The sequence below is a fragment of the Pantoea sp. At-9b genome, assembly GCF_000175935.2.
Lineage (GTDB): Bacteria > Pseudomonadota > Gammaproteobacteria > Enterobacterales > Enterobacteriaceae > Pantoea.
The window spans coordinates 161,165-187,997 of record NC_014839.1; the positions used below are offsets into that span (position 1 = coordinate 161,165).

At 48.6% G+C, this 26,833-nt stretch carries 23 protein-coding genes and 4 pseudogenes; 5 read left to right on the forward strand and 22 right to left on the reverse strand.

Annotated elements, in window-relative coordinates; genetic code table 11:
* Positions 1 to 580: 580 nt before the first annotated feature.
* From PAT9B_RS31410 to tnpA, 3 genes and pseudogenes are all read right to left on the reverse strand, one after another.
* The gene (locus PAT9B_RS31410; RefSeq protein ID WP_013512026.1) at positions 581 to 703 is read right to left on the reverse strand and encodes a hypothetical protein; all 123 of its coding nucleotides are present in this window, start codon (positions 701 to 703) and stop codon (positions 581 to 583) included.
* Between the two features lie 82 nt (positions 704 to 785).
* On the reverse strand, positions 786 to 2,264 hold the full coding sequence (amyA, locus tag PAT9B_RS24695) for an alpha-amylase (protein ID WP_013512027.1): 1,479 nt from the start codon (positions 2,262 to 2,264) through the stop codon (positions 786 to 788).
* A gap of 323 nt (positions 2,265 to 2,587) precedes the next feature.
* Positions 2,588 to 2,939, reverse strand: a pseudogene (tnpA, locus tag PAT9B_RS24700) (IS200/IS605 family transposase).
* Between the two features lie 883 nt (positions 2,940 to 3,822).
* Between tnpA and PAT9B_RS24710 the strand changes: the two are divergent.
* Entirely contained in the window at positions 3,823 to 4,803 is a 981-nt protein-coding gene (locus tag PAT9B_RS24710; protein WP_013512030.1) for a hypothetical protein, read from the forward strand.
* 805 nt (positions 4,804 to 5,608) lie between these two features.
* On the opposite strand, the gene PAT9B_RS24715 is transcribed toward PAT9B_RS24710, so the two are convergent.
* The 8 genes from PAT9B_RS24715 to PAT9B_RS24760 all read right to left on the reverse strand — a co-directional run bounded on the left by PAT9B_RS24715 (position 5,609) and on the right by PAT9B_RS24760 (position 13,227).
* A complete protein-coding gene (locus PAT9B_RS24715; protein ID WP_013512031.1) occupies positions 5,609 to 5,857 on the reverse strand; it encodes a transcriptional regulator in 249 nt (82 codons plus the stop codon).
* A gap of 868 nt (positions 5,858 to 6,725) precedes the next feature.
* On the reverse strand, positions 6,726 to 6,932 hold the full coding sequence (locus PAT9B_RS31225) for a tyrosine-type recombinase/integrase (protein ID WP_369700794.1): 207 nt from the start codon (positions 6,930 to 6,932) through the stop codon (positions 6,726 to 6,728).
* 845 nt (positions 6,933 to 7,777) lie between these two features.
* Complete coding sequence (locus PAT9B_RS24725; RefSeq protein ID WP_041526156.1) at positions 7,778 to 7,981, reverse strand: hypothetical protein; 204 nt, start codon at positions 7,979 to 7,981, stop codon at positions 7,778 to 7,780.
* A gap of 2,037 nt (positions 7,982 to 10,018) precedes the next feature.
* Entirely contained in the window at positions 10,019 to 10,219 is a 201-nt protein-coding gene (locus PAT9B_RS29985; RefSeq protein WP_013512035.1) for a glycogen synthesis protein GlgS, read from the reverse strand.
* 1,099 nt (positions 10,220 to 11,318) lie between these two features.
* Entirely contained in the window at positions 11,319 to 12,014 is a 696-nt protein-coding gene (gene aqpZ, locus PAT9B_RS24745) for an aquaporin Z (RefSeq protein ID WP_013512037.1), read from the reverse strand.
* 225 nt (positions 12,015 to 12,239) lie between these two features.
* Positions 12,240 to 12,488: a YqjD family protein gene (locus tag PAT9B_RS24750; RefSeq protein WP_013512038.1), complete on the reverse strand. Its 249-nt coding sequence runs from the start codon at positions 12,486 to 12,488 to the stop codon at positions 12,240 to 12,242.
* A 39-nt stretch (positions 12,489 to 12,527) separates the two neighbouring features.
* Positions 12,528 to 12,830, reverse strand: coding sequence for a YqjK family protein (locus PAT9B_RS24755; RefSeq protein WP_013512039.1), 303 nt, complete (start codon positions 12,828 to 12,830; stop codon positions 12,528 to 12,530).
* Positions 12,823 to 13,227: a phage holin family protein gene (locus tag PAT9B_RS24760; RefSeq protein ID WP_013512040.1), complete on the reverse strand. Its 405-nt coding sequence runs from the start codon at positions 13,225 to 13,227 to the stop codon at positions 12,823 to 12,825. Before PAT9B_RS24760 ends, PAT9B_RS24755 begins: the two co-directional genes overlap by 8 nt.
* Before the next feature lie 288 nt (positions 13,228 to 13,515).
* Here PAT9B_RS24760 and PAT9B_RS24765 point away from each other — a divergent pair, with 288 nt between their 5' ends.
* Positions 13,516 to 14,469, forward strand: coding sequence for a GGDEF domain-containing protein (locus PAT9B_RS24765; protein ID WP_013512041.1), 954 nt, complete (start codon positions 13,516 to 13,518; stop codon positions 14,467 to 14,469).
* 2,052 nt (positions 14,470 to 16,521) lie between these two features.
* On the opposite strand, the gene PAT9B_RS24770 is transcribed toward PAT9B_RS24765, so the two are convergent.
* From PAT9B_RS24770 to PAT9B_RS24790, 10 genes and pseudogenes are all read right to left on the reverse strand, one after another.
* Positions 16,522 to 16,839 (reverse strand): DUF1493 family protein, encoded by a 318-nt coding sequence (locus tag PAT9B_RS24770; protein WP_013512042.1) that lies wholly within the window; start codon positions 16,837 to 16,839, stop codon positions 16,522 to 16,524.
* Positions 16,836 to 17,262, reverse strand: a pseudogene (locus PAT9B_RS31515) (STM2901 family protein); the annotation flags it as partial. The gene PAT9B_RS24770 and the pseudogene PAT9B_RS31515, both read right to left, overlap by 4 nt.
* A gap of 79 nt (positions 17,263 to 17,341) precedes the next feature.
* Positions 17,342 to 18,128 (reverse strand): annotated as a pseudogene (locus tag PAT9B_RS30390) (IS5 family transposase).
* Positions 18,129 to 19,097: 969 nt separating this feature from the next.
* Positions 19,098 to 19,241, reverse strand: coding sequence for a hypothetical protein (locus tag PAT9B_RS31015; RefSeq protein ID WP_013512043.1), 144 nt, complete (start codon positions 19,239 to 19,241; stop codon positions 19,098 to 19,100).
* 44 nt (positions 19,242 to 19,285) lie between these two features.
* Positions 19,286 to 19,735 (reverse strand): annotated as a pseudogene (locus PAT9B_RS24775) (DUF2280 domain-containing protein).
* A 139-nt stretch (positions 19,736 to 19,874) separates the two neighbouring features.
* Positions 19,875 to 20,063, reverse strand: coding sequence for a putative metallopeptidase (locus PAT9B_RS31520; RefSeq protein ID WP_071883942.1), 189 nt, complete (start codon positions 20,061 to 20,063; stop codon positions 19,875 to 19,877).
* Positions 20,064 to 20,442: 379 nt separating this feature from the next.
* Positions 20,443 to 20,769, reverse strand: a complete 327-nt coding sequence (locus PAT9B_RS24785) for a hypothetical protein (protein ID WP_041526158.1) — start codon at positions 20,767 to 20,769, stop codon at positions 20,443 to 20,445.
* Between the two features lie 519 nt (positions 20,770 to 21,288).
* Positions 21,289 to 21,411 carry a hypothetical protein gene (locus tag PAT9B_RS31415; protein ID WP_255360078.1) on the reverse strand — a complete coding sequence of 41 codons (123 nt, stop codon included), beginning with the start codon at positions 21,409 to 21,411 and terminating at the stop codon, positions 21,289 to 21,291.
* Positions 21,412 to 22,170: 759 nt separating this feature from the next.
* Positions 22,171 to 22,422: a hypothetical protein gene (locus tag PAT9B_RS31230; protein ID WP_013512044.1), complete on the reverse strand. Its 252-nt coding sequence runs from the start codon at positions 22,420 to 22,422 to the stop codon at positions 22,171 to 22,173.
* Between the two features lie 8 nt (positions 22,423 to 22,430).
* The gene (locus PAT9B_RS24790) at positions 22,431 to 22,955 is read right to left on the reverse strand and encodes an NAD(P)H-dependent oxidoreductase (RefSeq protein WP_013512045.1); all 525 of its coding nucleotides are present in this window, start codon (positions 22,953 to 22,955) and stop codon (positions 22,431 to 22,433) included.
* An 83-nt stretch (positions 22,956 to 23,038) separates the two neighbouring features.
* Between PAT9B_RS24790 and PAT9B_RS24795 the strand changes: the two genes are divergently transcribed.
* Both PAT9B_RS24795 and PAT9B_RS24800 read left to right on the forward strand, forming a co-directional pair.
* Complete coding sequence (locus tag PAT9B_RS24795; RefSeq protein WP_013512046.1) at positions 23,039 to 23,410, forward strand: helix-turn-helix domain-containing protein; 372 nt, start codon at positions 23,039 to 23,041, stop codon at positions 23,408 to 23,410.
* Between the two features lie 126 nt (positions 23,411 to 23,536).
* Positions 23,537 to 24,223, forward strand: coding sequence for a DUF5710 domain-containing protein (locus PAT9B_RS24800; RefSeq protein ID WP_013512047.1), 687 nt, complete (start codon positions 23,537 to 23,539; stop codon positions 24,221 to 24,223).
* A gap of 1,023 nt (positions 24,224 to 25,246) precedes the next feature.
* Here the strand turns inward: PAT9B_RS24800 and PAT9B_RS24805 are convergent.
* Positions 25,247 to 25,537: an XRE family transcriptional regulator gene (locus PAT9B_RS24805; RefSeq protein WP_013512048.1), complete on the reverse strand. Its 291-nt coding sequence runs from the start codon at positions 25,535 to 25,537 to the stop codon at positions 25,247 to 25,249.
* A gap of 861 nt (positions 25,538 to 26,398) precedes the next feature.
* Here PAT9B_RS24805 and PAT9B_RS24810 point away from each other — a divergent pair.
* On the forward strand, positions 26,399 to 26,608 hold the full coding sequence (locus PAT9B_RS24810; RefSeq protein ID WP_013512049.1) for a DUF3606 domain-containing protein: 210 nt from the start codon (positions 26,399 to 26,401) through the stop codon (positions 26,606 to 26,608).
* Positions 26,609 to 26,833 lie beyond the last annotated feature (225 nt).

Below are 26,833 nucleotides of genomic sequence, written 5' to 3' on the forward strand. Positions count from 1 at the left end.
AAAACCCGCAGCGGAACGCCGGGCAACAGATGTACAATCAGAAGGCGCCTCCTTGCGGCCAGTGACCCGATGTCATCATAGTTGCCGCTGAAGAAGACCACCTGAGGTATTTTTCTGCCGCCGCCTCAGCCTTATAAATTTATACACGAACCTGCCCGCCCGGCTTCGCTTGCCAGATAAAACCCTCTCATTAACGCTGTACATCAAACCAGTGCATTTAAGTGGGGGGGATTTTCATGCGCGACTTACATAAAGCACTCACACGCCACCCTGTTAACGTACCAAGGGGACCGGGTCATGAACCCCGCGGAGTATACACAGCGCCTGACACTGCTCTGGCCCCCCATTTTTACCCCGCGCGCACGCGTGACGCTGAGCTCTCTGCGGCAGGATTCCGCTCGCACGCCGCGGACTACGTCAAACAAGTCCCGCATTCGCCGGTGCGCCTCCACACTTGCAGCACGAATTTTTTTCCAGCGAGGGTAGCGCATCAAGATGAGCTGGTAGCTTCGCCCTCTCCTCCTGGACGCGCATTATCTTTGTTGAAATGATCGCTGTACTGCGGACGGTTGACACCATTTCAATACGGCAACCGCCAGTTCATCTGCGTATTTTCGAACGTGCCTATAGATAAATCATCCAGATAAGTCAAGTCGAGCAGCGTTTCGTTAACGTCAAATACCAGCAGCGTGGTCTCTTTCATTATTATCTGCGCTCTCTCATCAGAAAAACTGTTACTACAGAGTACAACACGCGGGCTGCCAGAGGCGTCGCCCGCATGGATATCAATCAATGACCCAGACGCTGACGCTGCCGCCGCTGCAGGTGAATACTGCTTCACCCTGTTCGTTGGTGGTGATCGTCTCGTCGCGATTACCAAGGAAATCGCGCCAGTTTTTGCCAGCGTAATTTTCTCCCAGCATTAGCGTTTTCTCTCCATAATCGCCGTTAGACATGATCACAACGCAGCCTGTCTCATCTTCAGTGCCGCTGCGGCTGAACGCGATGCAGTTGGGATGATCAAACCACAACGTCTGCACCCCGTGTGCAAAACGCTGGCGCGCAATCATCAGACGATCGAGCTTATCAATCACCGGCATCTCAACCTTATGCTTTTCACCATCGCTGCCGATGTCCTCATAGCTGGCACCATAGAGATCCGGATAAAACACGCACGGCACACCGTTTTCGCGCAGTAAAATCAGCGCATAGGCGAGCGGCTTAAACCAGGCTTCAACCGGCGCTTCAAGCGCCTGCAGCGGCTGAGTATCGTGGTTGGCAACGATAGTGACTGCGTGGAACGGATCGGCTTCTACCAGCGTGCCGGAGAAAATCTGGCTCATGTCGTAGCTGCTGCCCTGTTTAGAGGCTTCGTGAAACTTCATATGCAGTGGCGCATCGAAGAGCAACGTTTTGCCTTCAACCTGATTGATATACTGTTGCAGTTTATCCAGTTCAAACGACCAGTACTCCGCCACGATAAACAGCTGCTTTTCAGACACCTCCTGTACATGGTCAATCCACTCTTTGTAGAACCAAGCCGGAATATGTTTAACCGCGTCCAGGCGGAATCCGTCGCATTGGGTGGTTTCCATCATCCAGCGCGCCCAGTACTTGATCTCTTCCGTCGCAGAGCGGTTGCGGAAATCGATATTGGACCCCATCAGATAATCAAAATTACCCAGCTCATTATCAACCTGGTCGTTCCAGCCCTCACCGGTATAGTCGTTCACAATCTTGAACACGCCGTCTTCATCGGGATTTTCGATGTGATCCACGCCGCTAAAGCACTTATAGTCCCAGATAAACTTTGAATACTTTCCGGCGCGAACCGGAAAGGTGTAGCGCGTCCAGGCATCACACTCCACCACCTCTTCGTGGATTTGTGAGCGGTCCTGCTCGTCGACCCGGTTTACCAGAATGCGTTCTCTCTCATCCGCGCCCATTTTGTGGTTAACTACCACATCCATCAGTACCGCAATCTGATGCTGATGGAGCGCTTCAATCGCCGTATGCAGTTGCGCTTTGTCACCATATTTAGTGGCAATGCTGCCTTTCTGATCAAACTCACCCAAGTCAAACAGATCGTAAGTGTCATAGCCGACTGAACTGCCGCCTGAAGCGCCTTTATACGCCGGTGGCAGCCAGATCATATTGATACCAGATTCGCTCATATGCGCTGCCCGTTCGGCCAGCTTAGGCCAGAGCTGGCCTCCTTCGGGGTAATACCAGTGAAATGCCTGTAACAGGGTTGGATTTTTCATCGCCGGGCTCCGTTTATAGTCAAAAGAATTATGGAGCGGTAATGGAAAAGCGCGCGAATATTAAGCGGCCACCGCACTTTTTGCTGTTGCAACAGCAGGACCGGAACGGTATGTGCATTACTATTAAAAAATAGGATAGCCGCTTTGCAGCCGCATTTTTTATTTATGCTGACCCTCCCTGAGGCCTTCCATTTGCATATGCGGAACGCATATGATCCGATATTTCTCCTCCTCTTAACCATTCTTTTTGCGCAAAGTACCTTACTTTTAGAAAAGGGAGACAGAGCAAGTCCCGCGGAAGCGGGCTAATGAGGGCGATTCTGTTACTCAATAAACCGCTTTAACACCTCAAGGGGCGCACCGCCCACGCTACCAGAAAAATATGACGGCGACTAAAGCGCGTCTGATGTCCACGCTGGGTTATGTAGTTCGGAGAAATGCAATTTCATCTTGCGGCTACTAACTCCTTTCAGCTATTAACCAGTTTGCTGATCACCTCTTTCGGGGGGGAGTTTATCAGGATATGGATGTGATCTTGTTCGCCCTTAAACTCCGCTAATTCGACCTCAAATTGTGCGCAGACTACGCACATAATTTCTTCCCTTTTCGCTAAGTAGTATTCTTCAAAAATCCGCCCGCGATACTTTGTAAAAAAATCAAGTGGGCGTGAAGCATGAAAACGCAATACCTGCCCGTTATAAAATCCGGATTCTAGAATTCAACTTCAAAGCTGGAGTTGCTACTGATTCACTTACTTTATGGAAATTTTTACAGTATAAGAATGCCATTTCTTTAGATGAATAGGGAAGACAAATCCTTTCCACAATGTTATCCAGCTTTTCACGTCAGAATGGCTGCTAATGGCACTCAGCTGCTGTAGGAAACGCTCAGGGCAGCTTTGAGAGAACAGCGGAAGTCCGTTATTGGTGGCGCATAAGTCGACGCATGTTGAACATCGGAGAGAAAGTCACTGTTTTATATTTTACTGGATTCCCCCCCACCTGAGCGAATCCGAGCAGATCAATAAGTTGCGTGGGATAAGCTGTATCGCCTCTCTTTGCTCATCACACAGCGGCTATCGTTAGAGTCAACCAGCAGTCAAGCTTGCGGTGCAACAAGTTAGTTATGTTCTGCACTGGTAGGACCGGAGCAGGCCGTGGAGATTGTGCCCCTGGATGTTCTGTTGGCGTCGGAAGAGTATTTGCATGTCTCCGGTCACGTCGGGGGCTCAGACTGCAGTACCGACATCGCGTAATTCTGTTGCCATTAACTCTGCCGCGCCTGGTTCCAGGATTCACTAAAAATCCGCCATCTCAAATGGTAATAAAATTTTAAAGTAAAAAATCCATTTAGCAAAAAATAATCTATCATCCTTAGTACATGAAATAAATTTCCATTGTGATATGGGTTTTTTAATTTTCTAAGTTTTACCGCCTTTATTTTAATAAATGGCATCATCCGGCTCCTGAAGAGCCTTAATGTTGAAGGTGATTATGTTTCCTGTTTCTTCAATCAGTTACCGGTTACGAATGCAAAGATTAATCAAAGGAAAACAGCTATGACTCACATTCACGAACACTCTACAGTTAACAACACGTCTCCCGATACTCGGTTGCCCCTGCCCACCGCGAGCAGCAGCGCTGTATCATGGGGTGCCATCTTTGCCGGCGCGGCAGCAGCGGCATCCCTCTCTTTGATTTTGCTTATGCTGGGTGCCGGTTTAGGTCTTACGTCCGTTTCGCCATGGGAACGTCACGGGCTTGACGCAGATACGGTGGGTATCGCTGCCATAGCCTGGTTGACCTTTACCCAAATTGTTGCGTCGGGTATGGGAGGCTATTTATCCGGACGACTGCGCACGAAATGGGTCGATACACACAGCGATGAAATTTACTTCCGCGATACTGCACATGGGTTTTTGACCTGGGCTGTGGCGGCGCTGATATCTGCTGCGCTGTTAACGAGCACGGTGAGTTCCATCGTTGGAGGGGGAACTAAAATCGTGGGTACCGTTGCCGGGGGGGCAGCGGCGACTACCGCGGCTGGTGCCGCGAGTTTGGCGGACGGGACGTCCGCAGTACATGGATCGTCGATGAATTATTTCATTAATTCGATGTTCAGGGCGAACAATCCTGCCACACCCGCAAACAACGCTGCCGATCCCGCTTCGCCAACTGCTCCTGCAATGCCATCTGCATCTCATCAATCTGTTTCTCCTGCACAGTTAGGCGAAGTGACCGGTATATTTGTCAACAGCATTACCACCGGCGCCTTACCCCAGGAAGACCGTCAGTATGTCGCCGGGCTGATTGCTCAAAAAACGGGTATCAGTCAGCAAGAGGCTGAACAGCGGGTACAGAGCACCTATGACAAAGCCCAGGCTAAGTTAAAAGAAACGAAGGAGAAAGCGCAGCAAGCTGCTGATACCGCACGTAAAACTACGAGCTATCTGATGCTTTGGACATTCATTTCTCTGCTGGCAGGTGCTTTCGTAGCCAGCCTGTGTGCCACCTTCGGTGGTCGTCAACGTGATTTATAATTCTTAATTATGCGAGAGGTGTTAAAATGCGCTCATTATTACTATTCTTTTTAGGCGTACCAATTCCAATCATTATCCTGATTGCACTGTTTTTCCGTTAATGCTTGTGTAAACACATGGCATTTTAACCTGTCTGATCAGGATAGTTGCAAGCAAAACATAAATGCCCGAAAGGCATTTATGTTTCCCTCGCCCCTTTTCGGCCCCGCAAAGATTACGACGTTATAGTCGTTCATAGAGATGAGCTGGCCTTGAAGTCTGTTTCCGCTGTAAAAAATAGGCCCGTCGCAACCCCCATTTCTTTCCACGGAAATTGATCTGCAAAAGTGTTGTCCGGGCACCGTTCTTCATGCCTATAAACCCATTTTTCAAGCCAGCAACACAAGGTTTTCTGTGGCAAAAGTAGCTCTGCATTTCGGGAAATCATTTAACCAAGCATCATATCCACCTGATATCGGTGCCTTTGGCAAGTTAAGCTCACCGAGTATCCTATTTTTATTCATGTAGCAAGCGGCTTCTTATTCTGTAACATCGCCTTTTTCGCTCAAGGCTGAAGTTAGTTTAAGTCTGAGATGGTACACCTCTGATTGAGCGATAATACGGTATATATTTGACGCTTACCAATAGTGAGTAGCAGAAGAAGAATAATTCAGTGGCAGGACATTGCAACCCTGCAACAAAATGTGTCTCCGGCAGAGAGCCTGCGCGGGCACACAGTTTATTTAACCCCCGGTGTTGGATGGATTAAAAAGCCCGCACAGGCCTGCCAGAAATTATCACGCACCGGTCGGAATTATCAAGCCGTTCAGTCGGGCTGTTCATCAGCCGGTAGCTCCAGCTCCCACATGGCCTGCCGGATGAGCCAGAATCCGGGTGTACGGAAAACCTTACCCAGCTGTTCTGCCACTGCCAGGGTGATCATCAGCCGCCCGCTCAGCAGCGCCCAGGCATCGGCATTATCCAGCCCGGTCCGGCGGCAGAGCTTCTCAACGGACAGATCATGCTCTGCCAGGAGATAGGCTAGAAACCGGCCGGGAGAGGTGTGACCATCCATAAATTATCTTAATTAAAAGGAGTGATGAGTGCAGGATAAAGCGCCGGCGTCTACCAGACAATAATTGCCCAGAAAGAAATATCAGGAGGATACACAGGCGGGGAAAATAAAAAAATGCCCGGAAAGAGACCGGGCAGGCAGAAAGTCCTGTGCTGAGGCTTCCCTGCCGCTACGTTGCTCACCGTGATTATAGTGCGTTTTCCGGAGAAGCAGCGGCAAAATTTAATTGCCTGCCGTGTCAGTCACATGGTTCATGATGTAGCAGCTCTCTTCCCTGCCCTCTTGCGATGACTGCCATTCGATTTGACACTGCGCGCGTATACAGTTGTTACCAAGGTAAAAAAATGCCGCAGACTCGCAACACCGCTCCGCCCTGTGGCATTCAGGCGCTACATATTGAGAGTGAAATTTTGCCTGTGCCGGCGAGGATGACCCTGCTTTGTCTCGCAGAGCAGAGAATTCAGCAGGACATTCCCTTCTATGCCGACCGGTGCACGGGCGCGGATTATATCTAGCCCGTGCGACAATAAGTCGCCTGAATAACTGTTCAGCTAAGAAATCAGGGTGGAACATGATGTTCCGTCATGAGTATCCTACCGGCACATGCAGGAGCGGTAACGCACCAGTTCGAAGCTGCCGGGACAACATAGCCGGGCCTGAGAACCTGTCCGACACCGTAAGGTCAGGCAACATCAGCAAGCATCATGCGGATGCGGTGCCAAGCTGGCATGACAAAGATATGTAAACTGCTGATAAACACCGTTACATAATGTTCGACATTGACGTCATGGTCGTTGTCTGTTCTGAGCACTTCATGGTGAGGGTTCCTGATATTGCAGCACCATGAGCCGAGCAGCATGAAGTGAGACTATACCGTACAACCGAAGCGGTTACTCAGGTCACGGGCGCAGAAATGAATATACAGCAGGGTTGACTGGATGCGACGATGACAGGCGAATGCGGCAATCTCATGGATGTCCCAGCCGGCGCGAGCCAGGTCCGTCAGGCTGAGATTCCGGAAAGTGTGGGTTCTGATGAGTGGCTGACCAGCATCTATGGTCAGGCGGAGCACCACCTTTAACCAAGTTCATCCGCTGACAGGTTCCGCCCGGTTACGGGGCGAGCGTGACAGAAAAAGTGGGCCCCGAGACGTACTGAGCTGACGCCGGTCAGTCAGCCGTACCATGTAAAGCTCACCGGTCACCGGTGAATAAGGCACCACCCTATCACTGCGGTTTTAAGTGTTTTCAGCACGAAGAGTGAGCAGACGCCGGGCCGGATCGATATCACCTGTGGCAACCTTAGAGAGTTTTCCCTGCTCAGTGCGCAATCGTAAGCCAGCGCCAGCATCAAGCGGGTACCAATATCAGCCTGCACAGCTACTTTCAGAAAACGCAGCCAGTCTTCATCATCAGGTATCCACGGCATCCTCAAATTGTCCTAGAGAAGACCGCACAATGGATTCAGGAAGATAAATCATTGTCCACCCCTGTACTGCGGGCCGCAGCCCTTACGGAGCTTCGTGGATAGTTCAAACACTTCATGGCGGCAGCGGATGCGGATTCAGCGCTCTATGAGACCAAGAAGAGCGGAGCGGACGGGACTGCATCCGCGTGTCCGTCCCTGAATAAATCTGCCGGTTAGCTTTCTGGTCAAAAAACGCCCTGGTATAGGGTGATATTTGCCCTCACATGCATTGCTGCATACTCGCGCTGTTCTGCTGTCAGTCGTTTATGAACACAGAGTTCACCGCCGGTGATGCGCTGAAAACACATCACCTGAACGCATGCTGAGGTGTGCCGGCTCTGCCGGTGGCGGGGCATCAGATATTCTGTAAGGATGCCCTCCGGAAGGAGGAAAAGATTCAGAGGAAACCGGAACACCGGGGACAGAATCCCGTCTGCCACCTGTGCCGTCACTTCAGAACATCATTTCCCCCGTTATGATTACTTCTGCCACTTTCCGGTAAACGTCCTTTTCTGCCGGGTCTGTCTCATCCGTCCTGAACTCTTCGGGCTTTTCATTGATGGTGTATTCGGCAATTTTCTGTCCGGTCAGGCGGAGCCCGGGCACTACCCGTCCAACGGCGCTCACTATCAGTGCAGCCTTTTCTCTGTCAGGCATGCCGTCCCCCGCTTACCTTCCGGCTGTAATGTCCTGCGTTATGCTGCTGAAGGAATTTCAGGGCGGAGCCGCCGGAGTATCACGACTTTTCGCTCATTCGCCCGACCTGTAGAGAAACTATGGGAAGTTCAGTTCCTTGCCGGTACCGGAAGGTGGTTTCCCGGACCGGACTGACCCTGGCCGCCTGACAGCCACGGAATGGATGCCGGGTGATTCATGCCTCTGCCTGTGTCTTTTACCACCAGACAGGTAGCTATGGCGTTTGATGTACGGGCATACGGAAATGTACTACCACAGAAGCCGGATTCTGAATGCTGAAAGTAATGGCTGTGTATGCGGTGCCGGGTGCCTCCCGGTGAGTCAGGAAAAGTCACAACCTGATCCGCTTATTGGCCAGGGCATTCCCCGTGTGACTTAGCCCCTCCGCACAGGGGGATTCACCGCATCCGTGCTATTTTAAGCGAAATTTATCACCTCATACCAGCGTAACTTTAAACCCTGTAATGCGGTGCCGGCATTAATAAACAGACTGTATCCTTTTTCGGGGGGCCGTAACCGGACATCAGTGATGGTGCACTATGATTCCTCGGGGAATTAATTTAGCTTTCTTTTTCTCTGCGAAACGGAGAGAGAAAATTAACGATGATAAATTATATAAATAATGAAAACCGTTATGCGCGTCATAACACATAATAAGTGCTCTGTCAGGATTGACTGTCGGTTCAGGATGAATACAGCAGCGATGGTGACAGATAGCATCAAAGAAAATAAACAAGAAAGTTATCTGCCGGTGGGTTTATTATTAATGGCCATGCAATATTTCCGGTCATGGCCACACGTTTTATGGGATTACAGATGAATTTTTCTCTGGATTTTGATGGTTCATTTATCTTTAAGATGCTTTACAGGGGTCAGAAATGCATTAATCCGCCTGGGACCGTTATCATCGCACTGGCATATTTTACAGAATCGGACTTTGTTGCTGCCGGTACGGACTCTTGCGACAGTCATTGCCTGCCCCCTGCTGTAGAGTGTGCCCAGAAAAACTTTGCCCCCAGAATTGTTTAACACAGGGCATCCTTTGTGGTGCAGTTCCCAGAATTCAGGATCAACAGGAATGACGTAGTAATAAACGGGATTTCCCATTTTCTCTCCTTTTGATTTACTCCTGCATTCCTGTCCAGGCTACCACACATTTAAAAGAGTTCAATCCGCGTCTCGTAAAACAGCAACGCAACTAAAAATACTGTAAAAAAGGAGCTGCCCTGCTTCCGATTGCCACAAATAAGCAAAAAATAAAAATATTTACCACATCGAAGAAGTTGTGTCAGTGGCTTCGGTTTTCCCACAGATAATATACGGGTGATTATTACTGTGTTCCGTGTCACTGTTTTTATTCTTCTCTGTTAATAATGAGGTTTTCCTGAGATAACTCCATTTTTCATACTGAAGTGCTGAATCATAGATCTGGAAGAATATAAATGACGGGGGCAGCACGCTTTCAGTCTCTCCGGGGGGGCTGCGGGCCTCGCTGTTTATTTATGTGCTGTCTGTATTTACCTGAGGGACGTTGGTTTGTGTCTGTCAATCAGAGTATGGTGCTGGCATATTTTTATGGTCTGCTGGCAGAACATGATGCCTGATGAAGGTCTTTCTTTTCTCAGGTCTCACCGGCTAATGGGGATCCCGGTGCGACTGAACTCTTATCGGATAATACGCGCATGTATCCGGGGGACATCACCGGGATGGGATTATTGCATACGAAGCTGTGGCAGGGACTTGCCGACGCAGAGGAAAGACGGTACTGACCTGAGGCTGGATAAGGTTTGGCCCTGATCCCCCGGCTGAGCAAAACTGCACGGGGCCTGATAAAACCACTGGTAATATGCAGAGGAAAGCCCCGACAGCGGTCAAAAGTATCACTACGGTATGGAGCTGTTGTGGCGGAACATCCGGAGATCCCACGTCAGTCAGGAACAGGGAGTGTTCGTATACCCCGTGTATATAAAGGCCGGATGTGTCATCCGGCCTGGTGAATCAGCGCACATCCCCGTCGGTGAAGTGGCTGAGATAGTTTCGGTAGTTGTCCAGGAACCGGACCCTGCATGCCTCGTTCATACTGGCCGCTACCTGGTCAACGTTTACTTTACGCCCCTGGTAATTCATGCGGGCGAGACTGACTGCAATGAAATCGAAATCTTCCGGATAAAAATTTTCTGAGTTATATAACGTCTGCATATTCCTCCCTTGTTAAGTCAGTGGACAGTAAGGTATATGCTCTGCTTTTTTTAGTATGGCGGACATTCCGGAAAACGGCCTGCAGGATAAACAGGTATTGTGAACCCTGTTACATATTTCCGGTGGGACGCCGGAGGCCGTCTCAGGTGCAGCAGTCGGGACAGCGGATAGCTTCTGCAGAATATTTCCGGGCAACAGCGAGCGCCTGTTCTGGACTGTACATGGTCCCAAAGGACTTCCATTCGGTCTTTTTACTGAACTTTGCACAGCCCGCACGGTGAAGGATAACCCCCGTTCTGTCCTGGCCCAGATAGAAGTAACGCCCCGGCCCGCCGGTATTCCCCACCAACTGAGAGTGATAGACAGGCTGGCAGTGCCGGCTCAGGGACAACTGATCTCTCAGCCGGTATTTGATGGGTTCTGCATGGACTGGGCAGTCAGAAGAGTCCAAGACACTTCCGCGTGTACAGACATGACATCACCACGGGCGTATTCCTAAGCGCCGGCTTCGATCCAACATTCGGCATCCTTGAATTCGAGCACCGCAACGGCGCCTGCCACCGCTGGCTGGCGATGTCGGCCCGGCTTTACTAGGTCTTTTGCGCCGCTGGAGGATATGCCAGCCTTAAGGCTTTCTGATGCCAGGGAATCTGAAGGATGCCCCTCTCGTCTCATGACTGCCTGTTAAACGAAGGCGTGATCAGACTGCTTGCCGCTTACCGGGACCGGACCGTTAACGTATTCATCGCCCCAAGCTGCAGACACTCAACCTTTCGCGCGACCAGACGGAAGAAGGGTAAGCGTCTCAGGCAGACCGTATTGACTCAAAATGAAAATATGTGCCAGTTCAGACCGTACAAACTTACTGTCCCGCACTCTCTGATGGGTGAAAACACCATAAAATTCAGGGTTGAAACTACAGCCACATATCATTATCTTGTCGGCGAGATGAATATCCTGGCGTTTCAGTTGGGTGTTCAGACCTCATGACATTGCTCACATTGCTTCCATTATTTACCCGCACTGAGCGGGTATTTTTTTAATAAAAATGCCCCGCCTTCCGGCAGGGCATTCTTTCAGGTCACTTACCGTTTTTATGTCAGTCCCTGCTCAGCAGGAGAAAACGGTAAATCAGGCCGCCAAGAACGCCGCCCGCTAGGGGCACCACCCAGAACACCCAGAGCTGCTGCAACGCCCAAGTGCCCTGAAAGACGGCAACCGCAGTGCTTCTTGCCGGGTTAACGGACGTGTTGGTGACCGGAATGCTGATAAGGTGGATGAGTGTCAGCGCCAGACCAATGGCAATCGGCGCAAACCCGGCCGGTGCACGCTTATCGGTTGCGCCATGAATGACAATCAGGAAGAACGCTGTCAGGACCAGCTCAGCGATGACGGCTGCCTGAAGTGAATAGCCGCCGGGAGAATGCTCGCCGAACCCGTTGGAGGCAAAGCCACTGGCCGTCACGTCAAAGCCTGCTTTTCCGCTTGCTATCAGGTACAGGACGCCTGCAGCAGCGATACCGCCGATGACCTGAGCAATGATGTAAGGGATGACATCACTGAAGGAGATGCGGCCACCGGCCCACAGTCCCAGCGTTACTGCCGGATTGAAATGGCCGCCGGAAATATGACCTACGGCATACGCCATCGTCAGTACCGTCAGGCCAAACGCGAGCGCCACGCCCGCAAATCCGATGCCCAGCTGCGGAAAGGACGCAGACAGCACTGCACTCCCGCAGCCCCCAAAGACCAGCCAGAACGTGCCGAAGAATTCGGCAGCGGTTTTTCTTAACATTGATGAGTTCCTTCTGTTCGTTAATCATTAATGGCGCTCATATAACGCAGGCGTATGATAATCCGATAAATACAGAAGGAAACTGAATTTATTCGTCCATCCGTCCGGGCGAAATTTCAGTTCAGTACGGCGGACACAGACGAAAAGGACGGCAGTTTCAGTACAGGAAGGTAAAACACGGCAGCACGGGAATACCCCCGGTATCCCCGTGAATGTTATCCGGACTCATCGCCGCCCGATAAGCAGGCCAATCAGCAGGCCAAACCCGGCAGCAATCGCAACCGCTTTGACCGGATTTTCGCCAACCTGTTCGCGGACAACGTCAGCCGCATCCTGAACCGCCTGACCGCCCTGGGCGGCAAATTTCCGCGCGGCGCCTTTCGCCTGGTGGCCGTAATCATCAGTCAGCTCACCGTATTTTTGCTGTGCCGCACCGGCAAGTTCCTTAATCTGCTCTTCTGCTTTTTCTGACATAGTGGACATTCCTTCTTTCAGATAAACAATTCCGGAGGGTCATCTGACCCCTTTCCCGGAGGAGAACTGTCTGCGGATAAACCGCACGGTACCCCAGACGCCCGCCACCCTGCGGATATACAGCAGCAGTCGTCCGGGTTTTCTTCTCAGCCCCCTCAGCAGCAGTAACCCACTGCACAGCATGACGGGTGCCCTGAGTCTGTACAGCGTTTCCCACAACGCATCCACCGGCTGCATTCTCCGCGTCCACTCCTCGCCGAGCTGGCGGATTTCAGCCCGCTGAGACCTGACCTGGTGCAGCAGCTGCATTTTGTGCAGCTGTCTGTCATGACGGCTACTCATCGCGGGTTCCCGTCAGGGCTGAAACATCTTCCCGGAGCTGGCTGCGCGTTTCCCTGAGCAGCGTGGAACGCACGGCCCTGACCCGTACGACGATACCCAGTATGACTGCCAGCGCAATCAGTGCACCGGTTACATACATCAGCAGTTTCTGCTGGTCGGCAGGTTCGGCAAACAGGAGGATATACATCAGCAGACTCATGATGCCAAAGGCGGTGAACAGCAGAGTCAGACCGGTGAGCAGTATCAGCTGAAGAAGGTGCGCCTTCTCCTCTTCGAGTTCAGTAACCGCCAGCTGAAGCCGGGTTCCGATAACCTCATGCGTCAGAATGAGGAGCCGGGATACAATGTCCGTTAACTTTCCTGAAGGTCGTGCTGGAGATATGCGCTGTTTTTCCATGAATAGTCTGTTCCCTGTCGGAGGTGGCATAATACGGGGATAAACATGGTGAATATGTTCTCAGTAAAGTCAGACTCTTTAGTTATGTCAAAAGGGGGTTAAGGACTGGTGCAACATTCAGGGCCAGAGATAAACACAGACTGCAGAATACCACTGCGCATCAGAATCGCGGGGAGAACAGAGGTAAAACGATTTGATTATAATCAGCAACTGGCCCTGAAACTTTGTGGATATTTTGCACACAACTGGCGTACAGTGGATGTGAATTTATGTTGCAGAGGGCCTGCCATGAATACATCACCACCCTGCGTACCCACCACGCGACCGGTCTGCAGCGCTGAAAAAATAGCCCTGCTGACGGACATGCTTAACGTCAGCGTCGACTGCATCAAGGTCATCGATACTGACGGGAATCTGATTTTCATGAACCGCTCAGGATGCGAAGCTCTCGGCGTCAGTGTGGATGAAAAAGAGTTTGGCATGGAGTGGATAGCCCTGCTGCCCGAATCCGTCCACCGGAAGGGAAAGGCGGCGCTGAAAAAGGCCGTAAACGGTGAATGTTCAGGATTCCGGGGGATGAGCGTCCTGTCTGATGGTGCCGTTACTCACTGGGACAATATGCTGACCCCGGTTCTCGACAGCGCAGGGAAAACGACCAGCATCCTGTGCGTTTCCAGGAATATCACGCTCCAGGTGCAGGCTGAAGAAAAGCTGAAGGCCATCAGCGAAACCGACCCGCTTACCGGGCTGCCCAACCGCAGAATGCTCAGGAAGCACCTCAGAATGGCCCTGTCCGGAGCCCGCCGGCGGGCCGGTAAGGTCGGCGTTCTGTTCATTGACCTGGATAATTTCAAAAACATCAACGATACGCTGGGTCATGCGGCCGGAGACAGAGCCCTGATGCAGTTTACCGCGGACCTGAAAAAACTTAGCCCGCCCCGGGCATTCATTTCCCGGCTCGGAGGCGATGAATTTGCTGTGGTGATGGTTGGAACTGATGCTGATAATCTGTCTGACTGGGCAAACCATGTTCTGAACCGTGCAAGAAAGACGGTCCGGTTTAGTAATGCTCAGGCTGACTTTGGTCTGACCATTGGTGCGGCAGTTTACCCGGTGCACGGCGCGACGCCGGATGAGCTGATGAAATGTGCAGATATGGCCATGTATCAGCAGAAGATGATAGGTAAAAACGGGTTCCGTTTCTTTGAAAGCATGGATGTTCCGGTAAAAAAGACGGGCTGATATTTTCGTCTGCGATTTATGATTAGAAAAGGGATCACTGTTTTGATTCAACCATGCAGTTTAAATGCCAGCACCGGTCATCTGACGGCGTCTGTCACTGAATTCTCAGGTTTTTTTAAATCAACGTTGTTATATCTGTAAGGTGCCAAGAGAGATTTTCCACGATAGAAGAAACCTGACCAGTTCGCCGGCGGGCTGGCGCCCTGCTGACCGCCACTGCGGCGGCCGGGATTATTGCCCGCCCGGTGGATAACGACAGCGGGCAGAAGTTTCTGAGCGGCGAAGACGAGCTGGACTTCATGTTGCCCAGAAGGATTTAAATAATTATAGGAAAACCCTGATCACAACGCCGGGCTTACCAGGTAAATAAAATAACAATAACTCTACGTTATCACTCTCCCCACGAACCGGCAATCACCGCTCCGGATTTTTTGCACTAACGATGCTTGTTGCTACACTCAACGCGCGGTATGCCACACCGACATGCCATGAGCTAAAGTATCCGTACTTTGATGAACTTGTTTATCACAGCCCGCCCAGTGCGGTTTTTTTGTATGTTGTGATGAGCCTGCTTGCAATCACCAGTGGCTCTACTACAGGCTATGTGTACAAATGAGAATCGTTGTGATGCAAGAAGGATTACCCTCATAGAGCGCGGATTTATATCGCCATGAATGACTTTTATATTATAACGGACCTAAACTATTCTCGGTGTACTGGAACTTGCTGGTTCCGTATTGATGGTGCAGACTATACCCTCCGGCCTTAGTGACGGGGTTTTTGTTTGCATCACCTTATACCATGCACCTCCATTCCAGCGCGAAATGCAGAAAATGTGCTCATCTGTTTGAAAAAATTAACTCGTCGATTCGCTCATTTACAAAAGCCCTGCTGTCGCTATTATAGAGATGCACTGCCTACAGCAATTCGTTGCGAAGAAATTTTTATTCCTGAAATATTTCTAGGCCGCCCTATGGTTTTTTTATGATGTTATTACACAATCAGAAAAAACGGAATCAGTGCTATCAGAATGCTTATTTTGTGACGCCACTCTTCATTCATGATGAAGTCAGGCTGCCGTATTTGGTTTTAGCCAAAACCGGTTAACCAAACCCATTCAATTTTTAGAATTATCTTGATTAAAAAATGCCCCTCCGCTTTAACTCTATTTCGCAGCATACCTTGAATCGCAGCAATATACAGTCATAGTATTGGTGAATTTCCTTATCACAGCCTGCCCGCTAGCGGGCTTTTTTGTTATGTGTGCGATAGGTGTTAAACTGAAAAGGCAACATGGCGACAACATGTCGTATCCTGAAATCCATGATAGATCTTCCCCGCGCCTAGATCTCGGGATTTTTTATGTCTTGATAATCCAAACATTTATTCAGGACCACGGGTTCTCACTATAATTATAGTATCTCATAATGTCGGTAGCATCTACATATTCTTTCTTGCCAACGAATCCCGGCTCTGCACGCCTGAACTGGCCAAGCTATTCTGCAATATTTTGTTCGGATACCTGCCGTCCCATGAATTTCAGAGTAACGGCTGCACAACCTATCGCAGAGACCATCATGCGCATTCTCTCTTTATTGATTTCCATATGTAATCTCACTTACGTCTAGACCCGTCTTGATTATTGCCGGGGAGTTGGGTGAGGGGAAAGTTACTATCGCAAAAAGAATTCTATGGGTATGTCGAAGGGGCAAATGGAACCGTTGCGTAGGAACTGACAACGTGACTTAGTCGGAACTTTCCCGATCGATACGTTGTGGTGTAGGACCACCAGTAATGACGGCCTGCCAGTGTTGAGAGCGAAGGCTAAGGAAGGCGACAAAGAGATGGTTTTCATAGGTTCTACAGGAGACGTGGGAATCAGCAAACGTGATATCCTCTGCTATAATGATGTTACGGCATGCCAAACTGACATACCGTGGACTAAGTATTCGTGATTCTCATTGCCCGCGCACCATCCCACCCCGGAGCGCGGGATTTTTTCGAGAAAACTAATTTCAGCGCAAGGATGATGTTGTGTATGGCTGGTAACTGTTAATAAATCCAGCACCCCGCTTTCGCAGACTCTATCAACATACTGATGGTTAATGGTTTCTTTCCCGCGTTAACTGGGTTACCGGAGAATATCGATTTTTTTTCCCATGGAAAATAATTATGGAGAGAGAAACTGTCAGGAGTCACATCAAACCACTGGAAATATTTTTCCATCATTTCCGCAATATCTTCGGGCTCATACACCCCCTGCAATGAACTATTGTCACTGATTTCTACGACTTTCAAAAATAATGTTGTTACCAGTGGTAATTCCTGCTTAACAAACTCTCTGACTTCATCATCAATCACCTGACTCACCGTATCTTATCCTCAATGTTCACAATCGAATTATAATAGTTCATCGTTTGGAAAGAGATTATGAAAACATCCCAAGCCAGAGTTACCCAACCAAACACTGGCACCGCCCTGCCGACGAGTGCTTCAAAATCCCTTACCCAAAAATCCTCAGTCCACCTAGAGTAAAAGATTTTTTGGTAAGTGTGAGGAAGGGCCGACGATTGAAGTTGAAACTGATATGTTTTCTAAAAGAACAGCGACGCAGGCAAGCTATCCGCTGTGGAAGTAGGTGGTTTACTGGGATACCAAAGATATTGTTACCCGGCATCACTGATACGGCCCCAACGATATCCTGCGCACCCAATTGCTGCCCTGTCTCATCCAAGAACAGAAGCTCATAAGCTGTAAGATTAAAAGCGCTTTGTAAAAATAAGTATTAGTTAGTTATTCTGTAGCATCTATAACCAAAGTTCCAATTTGTTAAGATAACATGATATTATCACTCTGTTTTCTGCGATCTGCGTTATTTTGCAAGGTCCCTAGGCAGGGCCCCTTGATTGCATAACTTCTTGTAAAAGAGCCGGCTACAGCCCAGTTTCACCATCGATAGATAATTTCTCGCCGTTTTGTCGTAGCGTGTGGCAATACGCCGGTACTCTTTTAGCCGGCCAAAACATCTCTCCACGACGTTGCGGCCGCGGTAAACATCACTGGAGAATCGTGAGTATCAGTCAGAAGACATTTTTCATTAGATTTTCGGGGGATAACCCCTTTTATCCCTTTTCGTTTCAGTTCTTCACGAAGCGCATGCCCTAAGTAGGCTTTAGTGAGCCTGTCCGGGACTCAGCACAATGTTTAGCGGGAGACCGCCTGCGCATCATCTGTCGCCAGATGTATTTTGGTGCCAAAACCACCGCGAGAGCGGCCAAGCCCATTATCTCCGGTGATATCAGGATGTTTTTTTGAGCACCGGCAGTACATTTCAGCGCTCGAATATTACTCCCATCCAGCGCAGTAGCAGACCAGTCAACAAGACCATTCGCATCAAGCAATGGAAGTAACATGTTGAAAATAACGTTAATGACACCAGATTTAGATCACCGATTAAAACGATTATAAACCGTTTTCCAACAACCATATCGTTCAGGTAAATCGCGGCATGGTGCGCCAGAACACAACACCCAGAACATACCGTTGATGACTTTAATATGCTCAGCCCACGGGCGTCCGGCCCGTGGGGATGTGGGCTCAGCAGACAGTAAGGGTTGGATGATGCTCCATGCTTCATCGGGAAGATCATATCGGGCCATATCTCAAAGTGCTGTGGGAATAAGTAGTTACTATAGCTCAGATGATTAAGAGACACAGTCTAGGCAGACTTGGGCCCGCAGAATTTTTACTCGTCTGATTTCGGGTGCTAAACTTTCTGCAGCATGTTCCCCCAACATGCCTTACACAATATCCATGGTAGAACTTTCCCGCGCCATCCTACCCGGAGCGCGGGCTTTTTTGAGATCAGGCCCCTTCCACGCAGCGATGCAATTTTGCGTGGCATACGTGCCTTCGTTACGGATGCTTATCTACTGTTGTTACGCATGTACAGTTATCGAGAGTTTAGCTATCAAGGCTACCTGACCCAAGGAAGACGAATTCCCAATCCTGTTAGGGTCAATCTCAATATCATCCGACAGACCATTACCTCATCCCGTCTGAGGGGAACCTCCACCAGGTCATTTACTATGAATCCAAGTTTCTCAACAGATTCCTCAATGATACTTGGTGCTTTATAGCGGAGGCTGGCGACTTTCCACTTGATGATTTCAGCAAGGGACCGTCTACTTCTGATGATTCAACGTAAGCGATGCCTTTCTTAAGCGGTCAGTCAGACGTTGAGTTAATGTAAATATAGCCTGTGTGATAGTACCGGCATACAGAACCATTTGAGAACAAGTACTCGGATTCATCCAGTCCAAGTTATAGTCATAAGATGAGAATACCCCGGTAGTGCCAGCCATGCAGCAATAACCACTATTCTAAACTCTGAACAACCCGTCCCCTGTGGGCGAGGTAGTGTGAAAATTTGCCTTAAGCATCAGAGCTCCATCATTGATGGTTTGTGCTGCGTAGTCTAAAAATTTGTTTCCATACTGAAAATCAATAAGAGGGGGGAAGCATTGAAATTTTCCAATGAGCCGTTACCAATTTGCATGTATTTTTGTGCGTTACTATAGTCACCAACTCTCATCAGTGAACCGGCATTGACTCTACTACCAGTAAAGTTAATACCCGATACTCCCGCCGCTTTTGTCCATCTTCGTACACAGCGTGGTGGCGATGCCGTTCCAAGCCGGACCGGTGTAAGCCATCAACACAATCATCTTACCGCCGATGTGTTGTTTGAAGAAGTTGCGCGAAAAATACATGTCCTCCTATTCGTACTCTATCCGGCGCGTGAATGCATCTTTGCTCAGCAGTCGTAATCCTCCATCATCTCCTGCAGTGCGGATTTGTAATCCATTTTACACATGGTAATAGTCTTGGTAGCCTTACCACATTCTTTGACCGCCTGTTCAATCAGCCTGCCGGTAAGCTCAAACTTTTTCATGCCATCTGTACGCAGCAACATGCGGTCGAGTACGCGCAGACGGTACGCTTTTTTGGCCATCGGGATGTCAGATAATCCAGTCTGGAATCTTTCGCGAATGGCGTTGAACATATCCACCCATTTTTGCGCCTGCCCTCACTCGTAAATCTTTTTCAGGTCGTGTTATTTGAACTGCTGGCGGCTCACGATGACCCCGAATTCTTTCTTGCCGGAATCAATCACCGCTAAGGGGATGCCAAAGCAGACTAGGAAGTGGACGATGAAGGCCTTAACCTCACCTCTCAATGTCACCATTGGCCACCTGCCCATCATAATCAGTAAAAAATTAAGCCAGTCGCCGCATGCCCTGGTTATGTCGATTTTTGCCACTTCAGCCAGTTGGATTGCAGCATCAATAAGTTGCTGTACTTCTCCCCGGGCACTCTAGCGGCAAATTACTCCCATAAACTATTCAACATCGTGTCAGCTTCGGCTGACATTCATGCATGCACTCCGGCGCGCCGAACTCATCCACCTTCTGCGCGATGTGGTAGAGCTCATGCTCAACCAGTGCGTAAAATCCCACATCAATGCATCCGGCATAGTAATCGGTGGCCAGCGTGATGATGTATTCCGCCACCTTGCCAAACTGTTCATACATCAACTGCTCCATCCGGAAATTTTACCAACTGCGGGCATGATACGTCACCTCTTCAGCCTGACCAATTACCATGCGATCCTTTTGAGAAAACGATGATGGCGGCCATATAACGCGACTATCGGCATCAATGAGATGGGCGCGCTCGGGGTTATAGAGTTGGCTTACAGTGGAAATGATTTGTTGCTCTATCCACTCAAGCACTTCTGCCGCAGGGATCAGCTGATGTGAGGAGGGAACTCTTATTGAAGTTTAGCTTGCGCTATTGTCTGTTCAATTTCATCATCGTCCATATATACCCCAATAAAAGACCTCTCGTAGGCATCCAGTGAACATTTCAAGAAATGTGGTATTTATGGATAAAAGTTCTAAGTAGTGAATTTTATTTATAAGCAGATGGATTTTTATCCGCAAAGCGCCTTCTACTAAACTTTGCACTACTCCTACGGCTTTTTATTCTCTTAATAGCATGAGCAACCACCATGCTCCATTTTGGGTCCGCTCTACTATTGCGATAACCATCTAATGCCTCAAGAAGGAATGACCAATACTCAATCTGTACTACCTTGTCAGGACCAACAATTACTCTGAACGATTGGATTACTCCATCCACATCAGTTTTTACTTCTCTCAGCGGTCTCCCAGATTGATGTTCGGCAGCTAGTTTTTTAATTTCAATTGCAAAAAAGTTTATATCGATAGTTTTCAAAGTCAGCTCATGTTATTTGTGGATAGCTTAGTAGTAAGATTAGCCGACTAATTTGTATTTTGCTAATAGATCACTTCTACTGTGACCACTCTTGCAGATTTAAACGGTTTCGCAACGCTTCACAGCGTGGCTAACCGTTATCCTTGTCGGAGTGAAACCAAGTAGTAGTTTCTCAAATCAGATAGGACCAGGATCCCTATCTGGTGGAATGTCCTTATCTCCGCCGGGAACTTCATCATCACGCCCAGGTAAATCGTCATCAGGGGTAGGTAATACTTCGTCTGGATCCGGATGCTGCGACATGTTAACCTCCAATTGACTTAGTTGGTGTTAGATAGTTTGGGCGTGAAACTATATCTTTTTTAAGTAAATTGTTACATCGTGACCTAAGCGCAAAAAATGAAAAATATATTGGTGACATGTTTCTTTTCAAATTAGATCGTCTAAGCGATTTGAAATAAATTTCACTCCTGTTTTCAATAAATAAAAAACCGCCCGAGGTGGACCGGGCGGTAAAAATTATTTATTCCCTTTCTGTTTACTTGTGTCTTTGTTTCTGCCAGCTCCTTTATTTCCTGCCGGTAGCTTCCCATGCTCTGAGTCCTTACCATCTTTAACATGCTTGTCATTACGATCAGTCATATCTACCTCCAAAACCGTAACTGGGGAATCATTAGTGTAGTTGTGGTACTAAATGAAGAATGCATCTTTTATCAGAAGTGTGACTTAAGCGCGAAAATATTATAATTAGTATATAATTACCAGAGTATTTTCTTATTACACTCTACCGGTTAACCTGATATTCTATGCGCACTCATAACTGCACCCTAGCGATAAAACCTCATAAAAATTGACAGCCATATCAGCAACCAGTCCCGATACCGATTTTTCTGCCATAATTTCAAAAGCCATGCTCAACACTTTATCACTGAAACAACTTTGCTAAATTAACAATTTAAGTTACTGAGTCAGTTGTTCGGGTGTATCGATTGTCTCAATCGGCACATGCTCAACTGAGTCAAAAATATCTATCACGGCCAGTTCGCCGATGCAATCAATGTAAGCTTGTTAATTTCTTCATTTCAATCACCTAAAAATTCAACAAAATAATGACAATTCACAACTCTATATGTTTTTTTCATAAGTCACTGTAGAAATGACTTAAACTCTGTAGATTAAATATTTCAGTTACTTAATTATTTTGAGATTTCTAGGCCAGTTACCGTCTCTTTTTCTAATAACACCAACGTTATAGCTAAACTGATAACCTGGGCCTTTTAATATGCTTTCGCAGGAACCTTTGGAAGTGTTCAACAGAACGTGCGAAAGGTTGAATATAATGAAATGAGCACCTCCCTTCTCTTAAGGTGAGGCGGTAATGTGGAGCTGGCAGGCAACCTTTCAAAATGAATCAGCGTCCCATTTATACGGGTTGTGTCGTACAAACGGGCTGAATTCAGGTGCCTGAGGTTTTAATGTTTTATCATCATTGAAATCCTCTTCTCTGTTGAAGGGGATAATGGGCCCTTCATTGATATTCATGAGCCTGCTTTCGAAGTCTTTTACTTTTTCATTGAGAAACTGCTGTTGTTTTTCTTTTGCTAATCCATCAAGTCCACCGAGAACTCCATGGATCAGGTAGGGTTCGAGCATGGTGAAACCTATATAGTGGGGGCATGTATAGGTGGCCATAACATTAAACGCATGTCACCATCACGTCCGTTATACGCGCAGGCATTTGCAGAAGCACCGGCGGATACCGTCAGTAAAGCCCGCTTACCCTTCATCACACCATTTTGATGGCGGTGGCTGCTGTCATAAATCCCGCCATAAACAAATACCCGGTCCATCCAGCCTTTCAGGATTGCCGGCATCGCAAACCACCAGAAGGGAAAATGCAGCAGTAACAGGTCCGAGTTTTTCAGTAATTCAATATGTCTCGTAACATCTTCAGGCAGCCTATGCGCGTTCCAGTGGTACCTGTGCTCCCGCAGGGCATCAAACCTTTCAACATCCTGCCTGTCAGGGTAAAAAATTTGCCCCTCTCGCGGTTCGAAGTTTTCACTGTATAAATTGACTGAATGAACGAGTGAGCCCTGTTTTTCAAATCTTCTGCCGGCTTTAGATGCAAGATATGAGTTAAATGAGTCTGCTTCAGGATGAGCAATGATAATCAGTACATTCATAATGATCCTCCGTAACGACTGTTCATCGTTATAATGTTTTCTTTTATTTTTTCCTTCAATTACGCACCTTGAGGTAACCACCCATGGCATATCCAGGAAACGTTTATTCAGCCAAGTGTGCAGCCCGGGATGCGCTGGCGCTTATCTCGGGCAAATGGGTAATGCTCATACTCCCTGCCCTGGAAGAAGGCCCGATACGCAACGGAGAATTGATGAGAAAAATAGAGGGCATCTCACAAAAAGTTCTTACCCAGACGCTGCGACAACTCGAACGACATGGACTGGTGTCAAGAGTCGACTACGGTGAAAAACCCGCCTGCGTGGAATACAGCCTGACTGGTGTGGCTGAGTCACTTGTCAGCACACTCAAAGCTCTTGACCGCTGGGCCGAGATTAATTTCCCTGAACTTGACTCCGCAAGGATCAAGTACGATCAGGAAAACGGCAGTTTTTAATCACTCATGTGAAATCTGAAATGATTAGTGTGCTCTGCCGTCGTAACAGATCCTTTTGATATCAATATCTACTATAAAAATAAGCACCTGCGGTTTAAATCTACGAAGGTTGAACAAGGAGTACAAATGTCAAGAACCGACCTGAATGTTCCATTTGATGAAAGAGAGGATGTTAAACGGCTGAGTGGTCGCTGGGATCCCGAAAAGAAAACATGGTTTATTCCCGAAGGAATAGCATCGGCTCCCTTTAAAAAGTGGATACCATTCAGAAATTTTCGTGCATCATACTGGTTCATTGCACAAACAATCGGTATATGCTGGAAATGCAAAGAGGATACGTTATTCACCTCAATACTTCTGCCTGAGGGGCATGAGACATTAGAAGCGGATGAGGATGAATCTGATGAAGATAAACCAAATTCGGACGCTCTGCAGGCATATTGGCTGGTACAGAAAAAACCGGCATTCATTTTTTATATTGACGACATACCCCGGGAAGTTTTATCTCAGCTTGGACAAGTCAGACACTATCTGTCCAGGGATTACAGTAAAACCACAGACAGTCGCTACTGGATGAATCACTGTCAGCACTGCCATGCCAAACAAGGCGATTTTCCGCTGCATTGCGAAGTAGATAGCTATTTCGCACCACAGGAAATTCGACATGGTAAGAATATTGAGCTGTATACAGTAAAAGCTCCGTTCACTGCTACATGTGATGGCATATCTCATGACCATATCCATGTTCATTTTGGCGATTCTGGAGCAATGACCGCAGGAGAGATGTTTCCCTGGATGAAAATCGTTCGCTGACGCGCCTAAGACGATTTCACACCAGGCTTGTCTGCTGACGGCAGGCGCGCAAAACACATTTTGCACGCCTCCGTCCAGCCCCAATTTAAATATAATGAAATAAGCTTGGACTTGGCTGCCCGTGAATGCAGCAAACCCGCAAGTTCGCAGGTTTTTTAGAATAGAAGAAAGGCCCACCGAAGCGAGCCTTTAGGTTTGCTGAAAATTATGGTTATGTCTGCAGTGCCGGGCGTTAACCGATGAGTAAAGCGCAGCCCATTTACCCGCATGCTCAGACAGTTCTTCCGGAACGTTTGCTGCTGCCCTGCCACTAAGCAGGATTCACCGCATTAGCGCCAGATTATACTTTAGTAACACTTAATTAAAGCCCCTGATGCCTTAATGGCGCTGGAACGCCGGGTGCCTCCCGGTGAGCCTTTGCACAACCAACAGTGACCCGCACGTGTGCTTTCATGGTTGTTATGCCCCTACGCTAAGTGGGATTCGTTCCAGCATAGTACAATTTTAGAACAAGTGATGAACGGTGCCGGGTACCCCCGGTGAAAAGGGAGAAGTCACAACCCTATCCGCCTATGACCAAGCTCAATTACTTGTCGTGACTTGGTCCCTACGCACAGTGGGATTCACCGCATTGCGCGAATAATAATATCGATTTAAATCAAATTAAACCCTGACGCAGGATGGAAGCAGTCCGCTACATCTGTTCCACGGCTGGATTGCGATTGAGAGGGGACCAAACAATGGAGTCTAACATATAAGTCTGCTCTCGCCGGTTATAAAAAAGCCCCCAGGGGCTTTCGAAGTGTCTAAAGGGGCAAGGTATGTGCATTAAGACGTTCATGCCATAGTGAATAGCAGGAGAATAATAATTCGATGGCGAGGCAATGCAAGCATGTGACGAAAAGCTGCTAGAGCAGAGAGCCTTCGGGAGCGCACAGTTTATTTAATTCCCAGTGCTGGATGGTTAAAAGCCAGTTCTATATTGTCCGGAATTATCACTCCCGGGAGAAATGACCACACCATTCAGTCCCGCAAATCATCTGCGGCAGGCTGCTTCAGTTCCCACATTGCCTGCCGGATAAGCCAGAATCCAGGTGAATGGAACACTTTCCCCAGCCTGTCTGCTACCTCCTGCGTGACCGGCAACTGGTCGCTCAATAAGCTCCACACTGCGGCATTATCAAGCCCGGCAAGCCGGCAGAATAACTCTACGGAAATATCCTGCTCTGCCATTAGATAAGCCAGAAATTGTCCGGGAGAAGTGCGCCCGTCCATAAAGACCCCAGAGTTTTTCATTATTGTTACTGACAGCATAGAACGCCGTCTCTGTTCCGCACAATAACTGACCGGAAATAATTACCCGCCTTTTACGACTGTCGGAAACACTCGCCACAGTCACGGCCGGAGCGTTCAACTGCGTCAGCAAGGAAAGAACAATGGTTGCGAGGAAGCCAAATATCGTCTCTGGCGGAAAGAGTCTTCTGACACCCGGATAAGGCGGAATCGGGGATGAGTAAGCAAAAAAGGCCCGGGCGAACCCGGGCAGGCAGAAAATCCTGTGCTGAGGCTTCCCTGCCGCTACGTTGCTCACTGTTATTATAGTGTAGTTTCCGGCAGAAGCAGTGGATAAATAAAATTGCCCGCAGCAGTTAGCGTTGAAAGCCCCTGCCTTAGCTCTCTTGAGATCGCTGTTATTCATAAATACTGGATTTTTTGGAGGTAACCCCCCCTACCGCATGCAACAGGCAAAATCCGTGGGAAAAGGAAAACACGAATAGCACCACGACGGCCCGCTGTAATAGTTGTTTTCCAAGAAGATACTACCTGAACAGATGAGACCTCGGAATCCACAGAATAAACGATCGTGCACCTAGCCTCCGTTAAGATGACATTCGCGCATTTATTTTAACTCCACACTGAAGTACTGCCCGTGCCTGGCACGGTCGTGACTGCAGGAATTAAAAAATTTCAAACCGAATTTCCCCTAATGGCAGAACGTCCCCCAACGGAGGCCCAGATATCTTTCCATCCAGGAATTCTCTCTTTTTTTTTCAAAACCCTGACAGAGAGATTATTCCGCTATTTTTGGCCTAGTTATTCTTCAGGATGTAAAGGGACTGTAGGCGGTAACGCAAATAATCCGCCTTACCCTGTACCGAATAAAAGGATAACCTGATGAAACACCGTGATTATATTCAACGCCGCGTGCCTGAAGACCTCAGCCGAGTCGATATCCGCGAGCAGTGGCAGATAACGTTTTGGACCCTGGAATTGCACACCACACAGGAGCGCCTCACCCGAGCCGTGCGAGAGGCGGGTCCGGATGTTGAGCGCGTGCGCGCGTGGCTAAAGAATAATCCGCCACCGCGGGCCTCACTCTCCTGATGCCTGAGGATCACTCGGCCTCTTTTCTCTGCCGGCACCACCAGCGTCTTAACCGGACAAAGACACTCCAGCCGTTACAATGTCTTGCCGCATGCGGCAGCTTGTGGGATGTAGACATAACCTTTATCAGAACGGCAAAAGGATGACTCTAACTTGTAGTTGCACGGGATCTTAATGTACATAAAGCCTTTGGCGGGCCTTCTCTCGGATAGCGGGAGCTGGCTC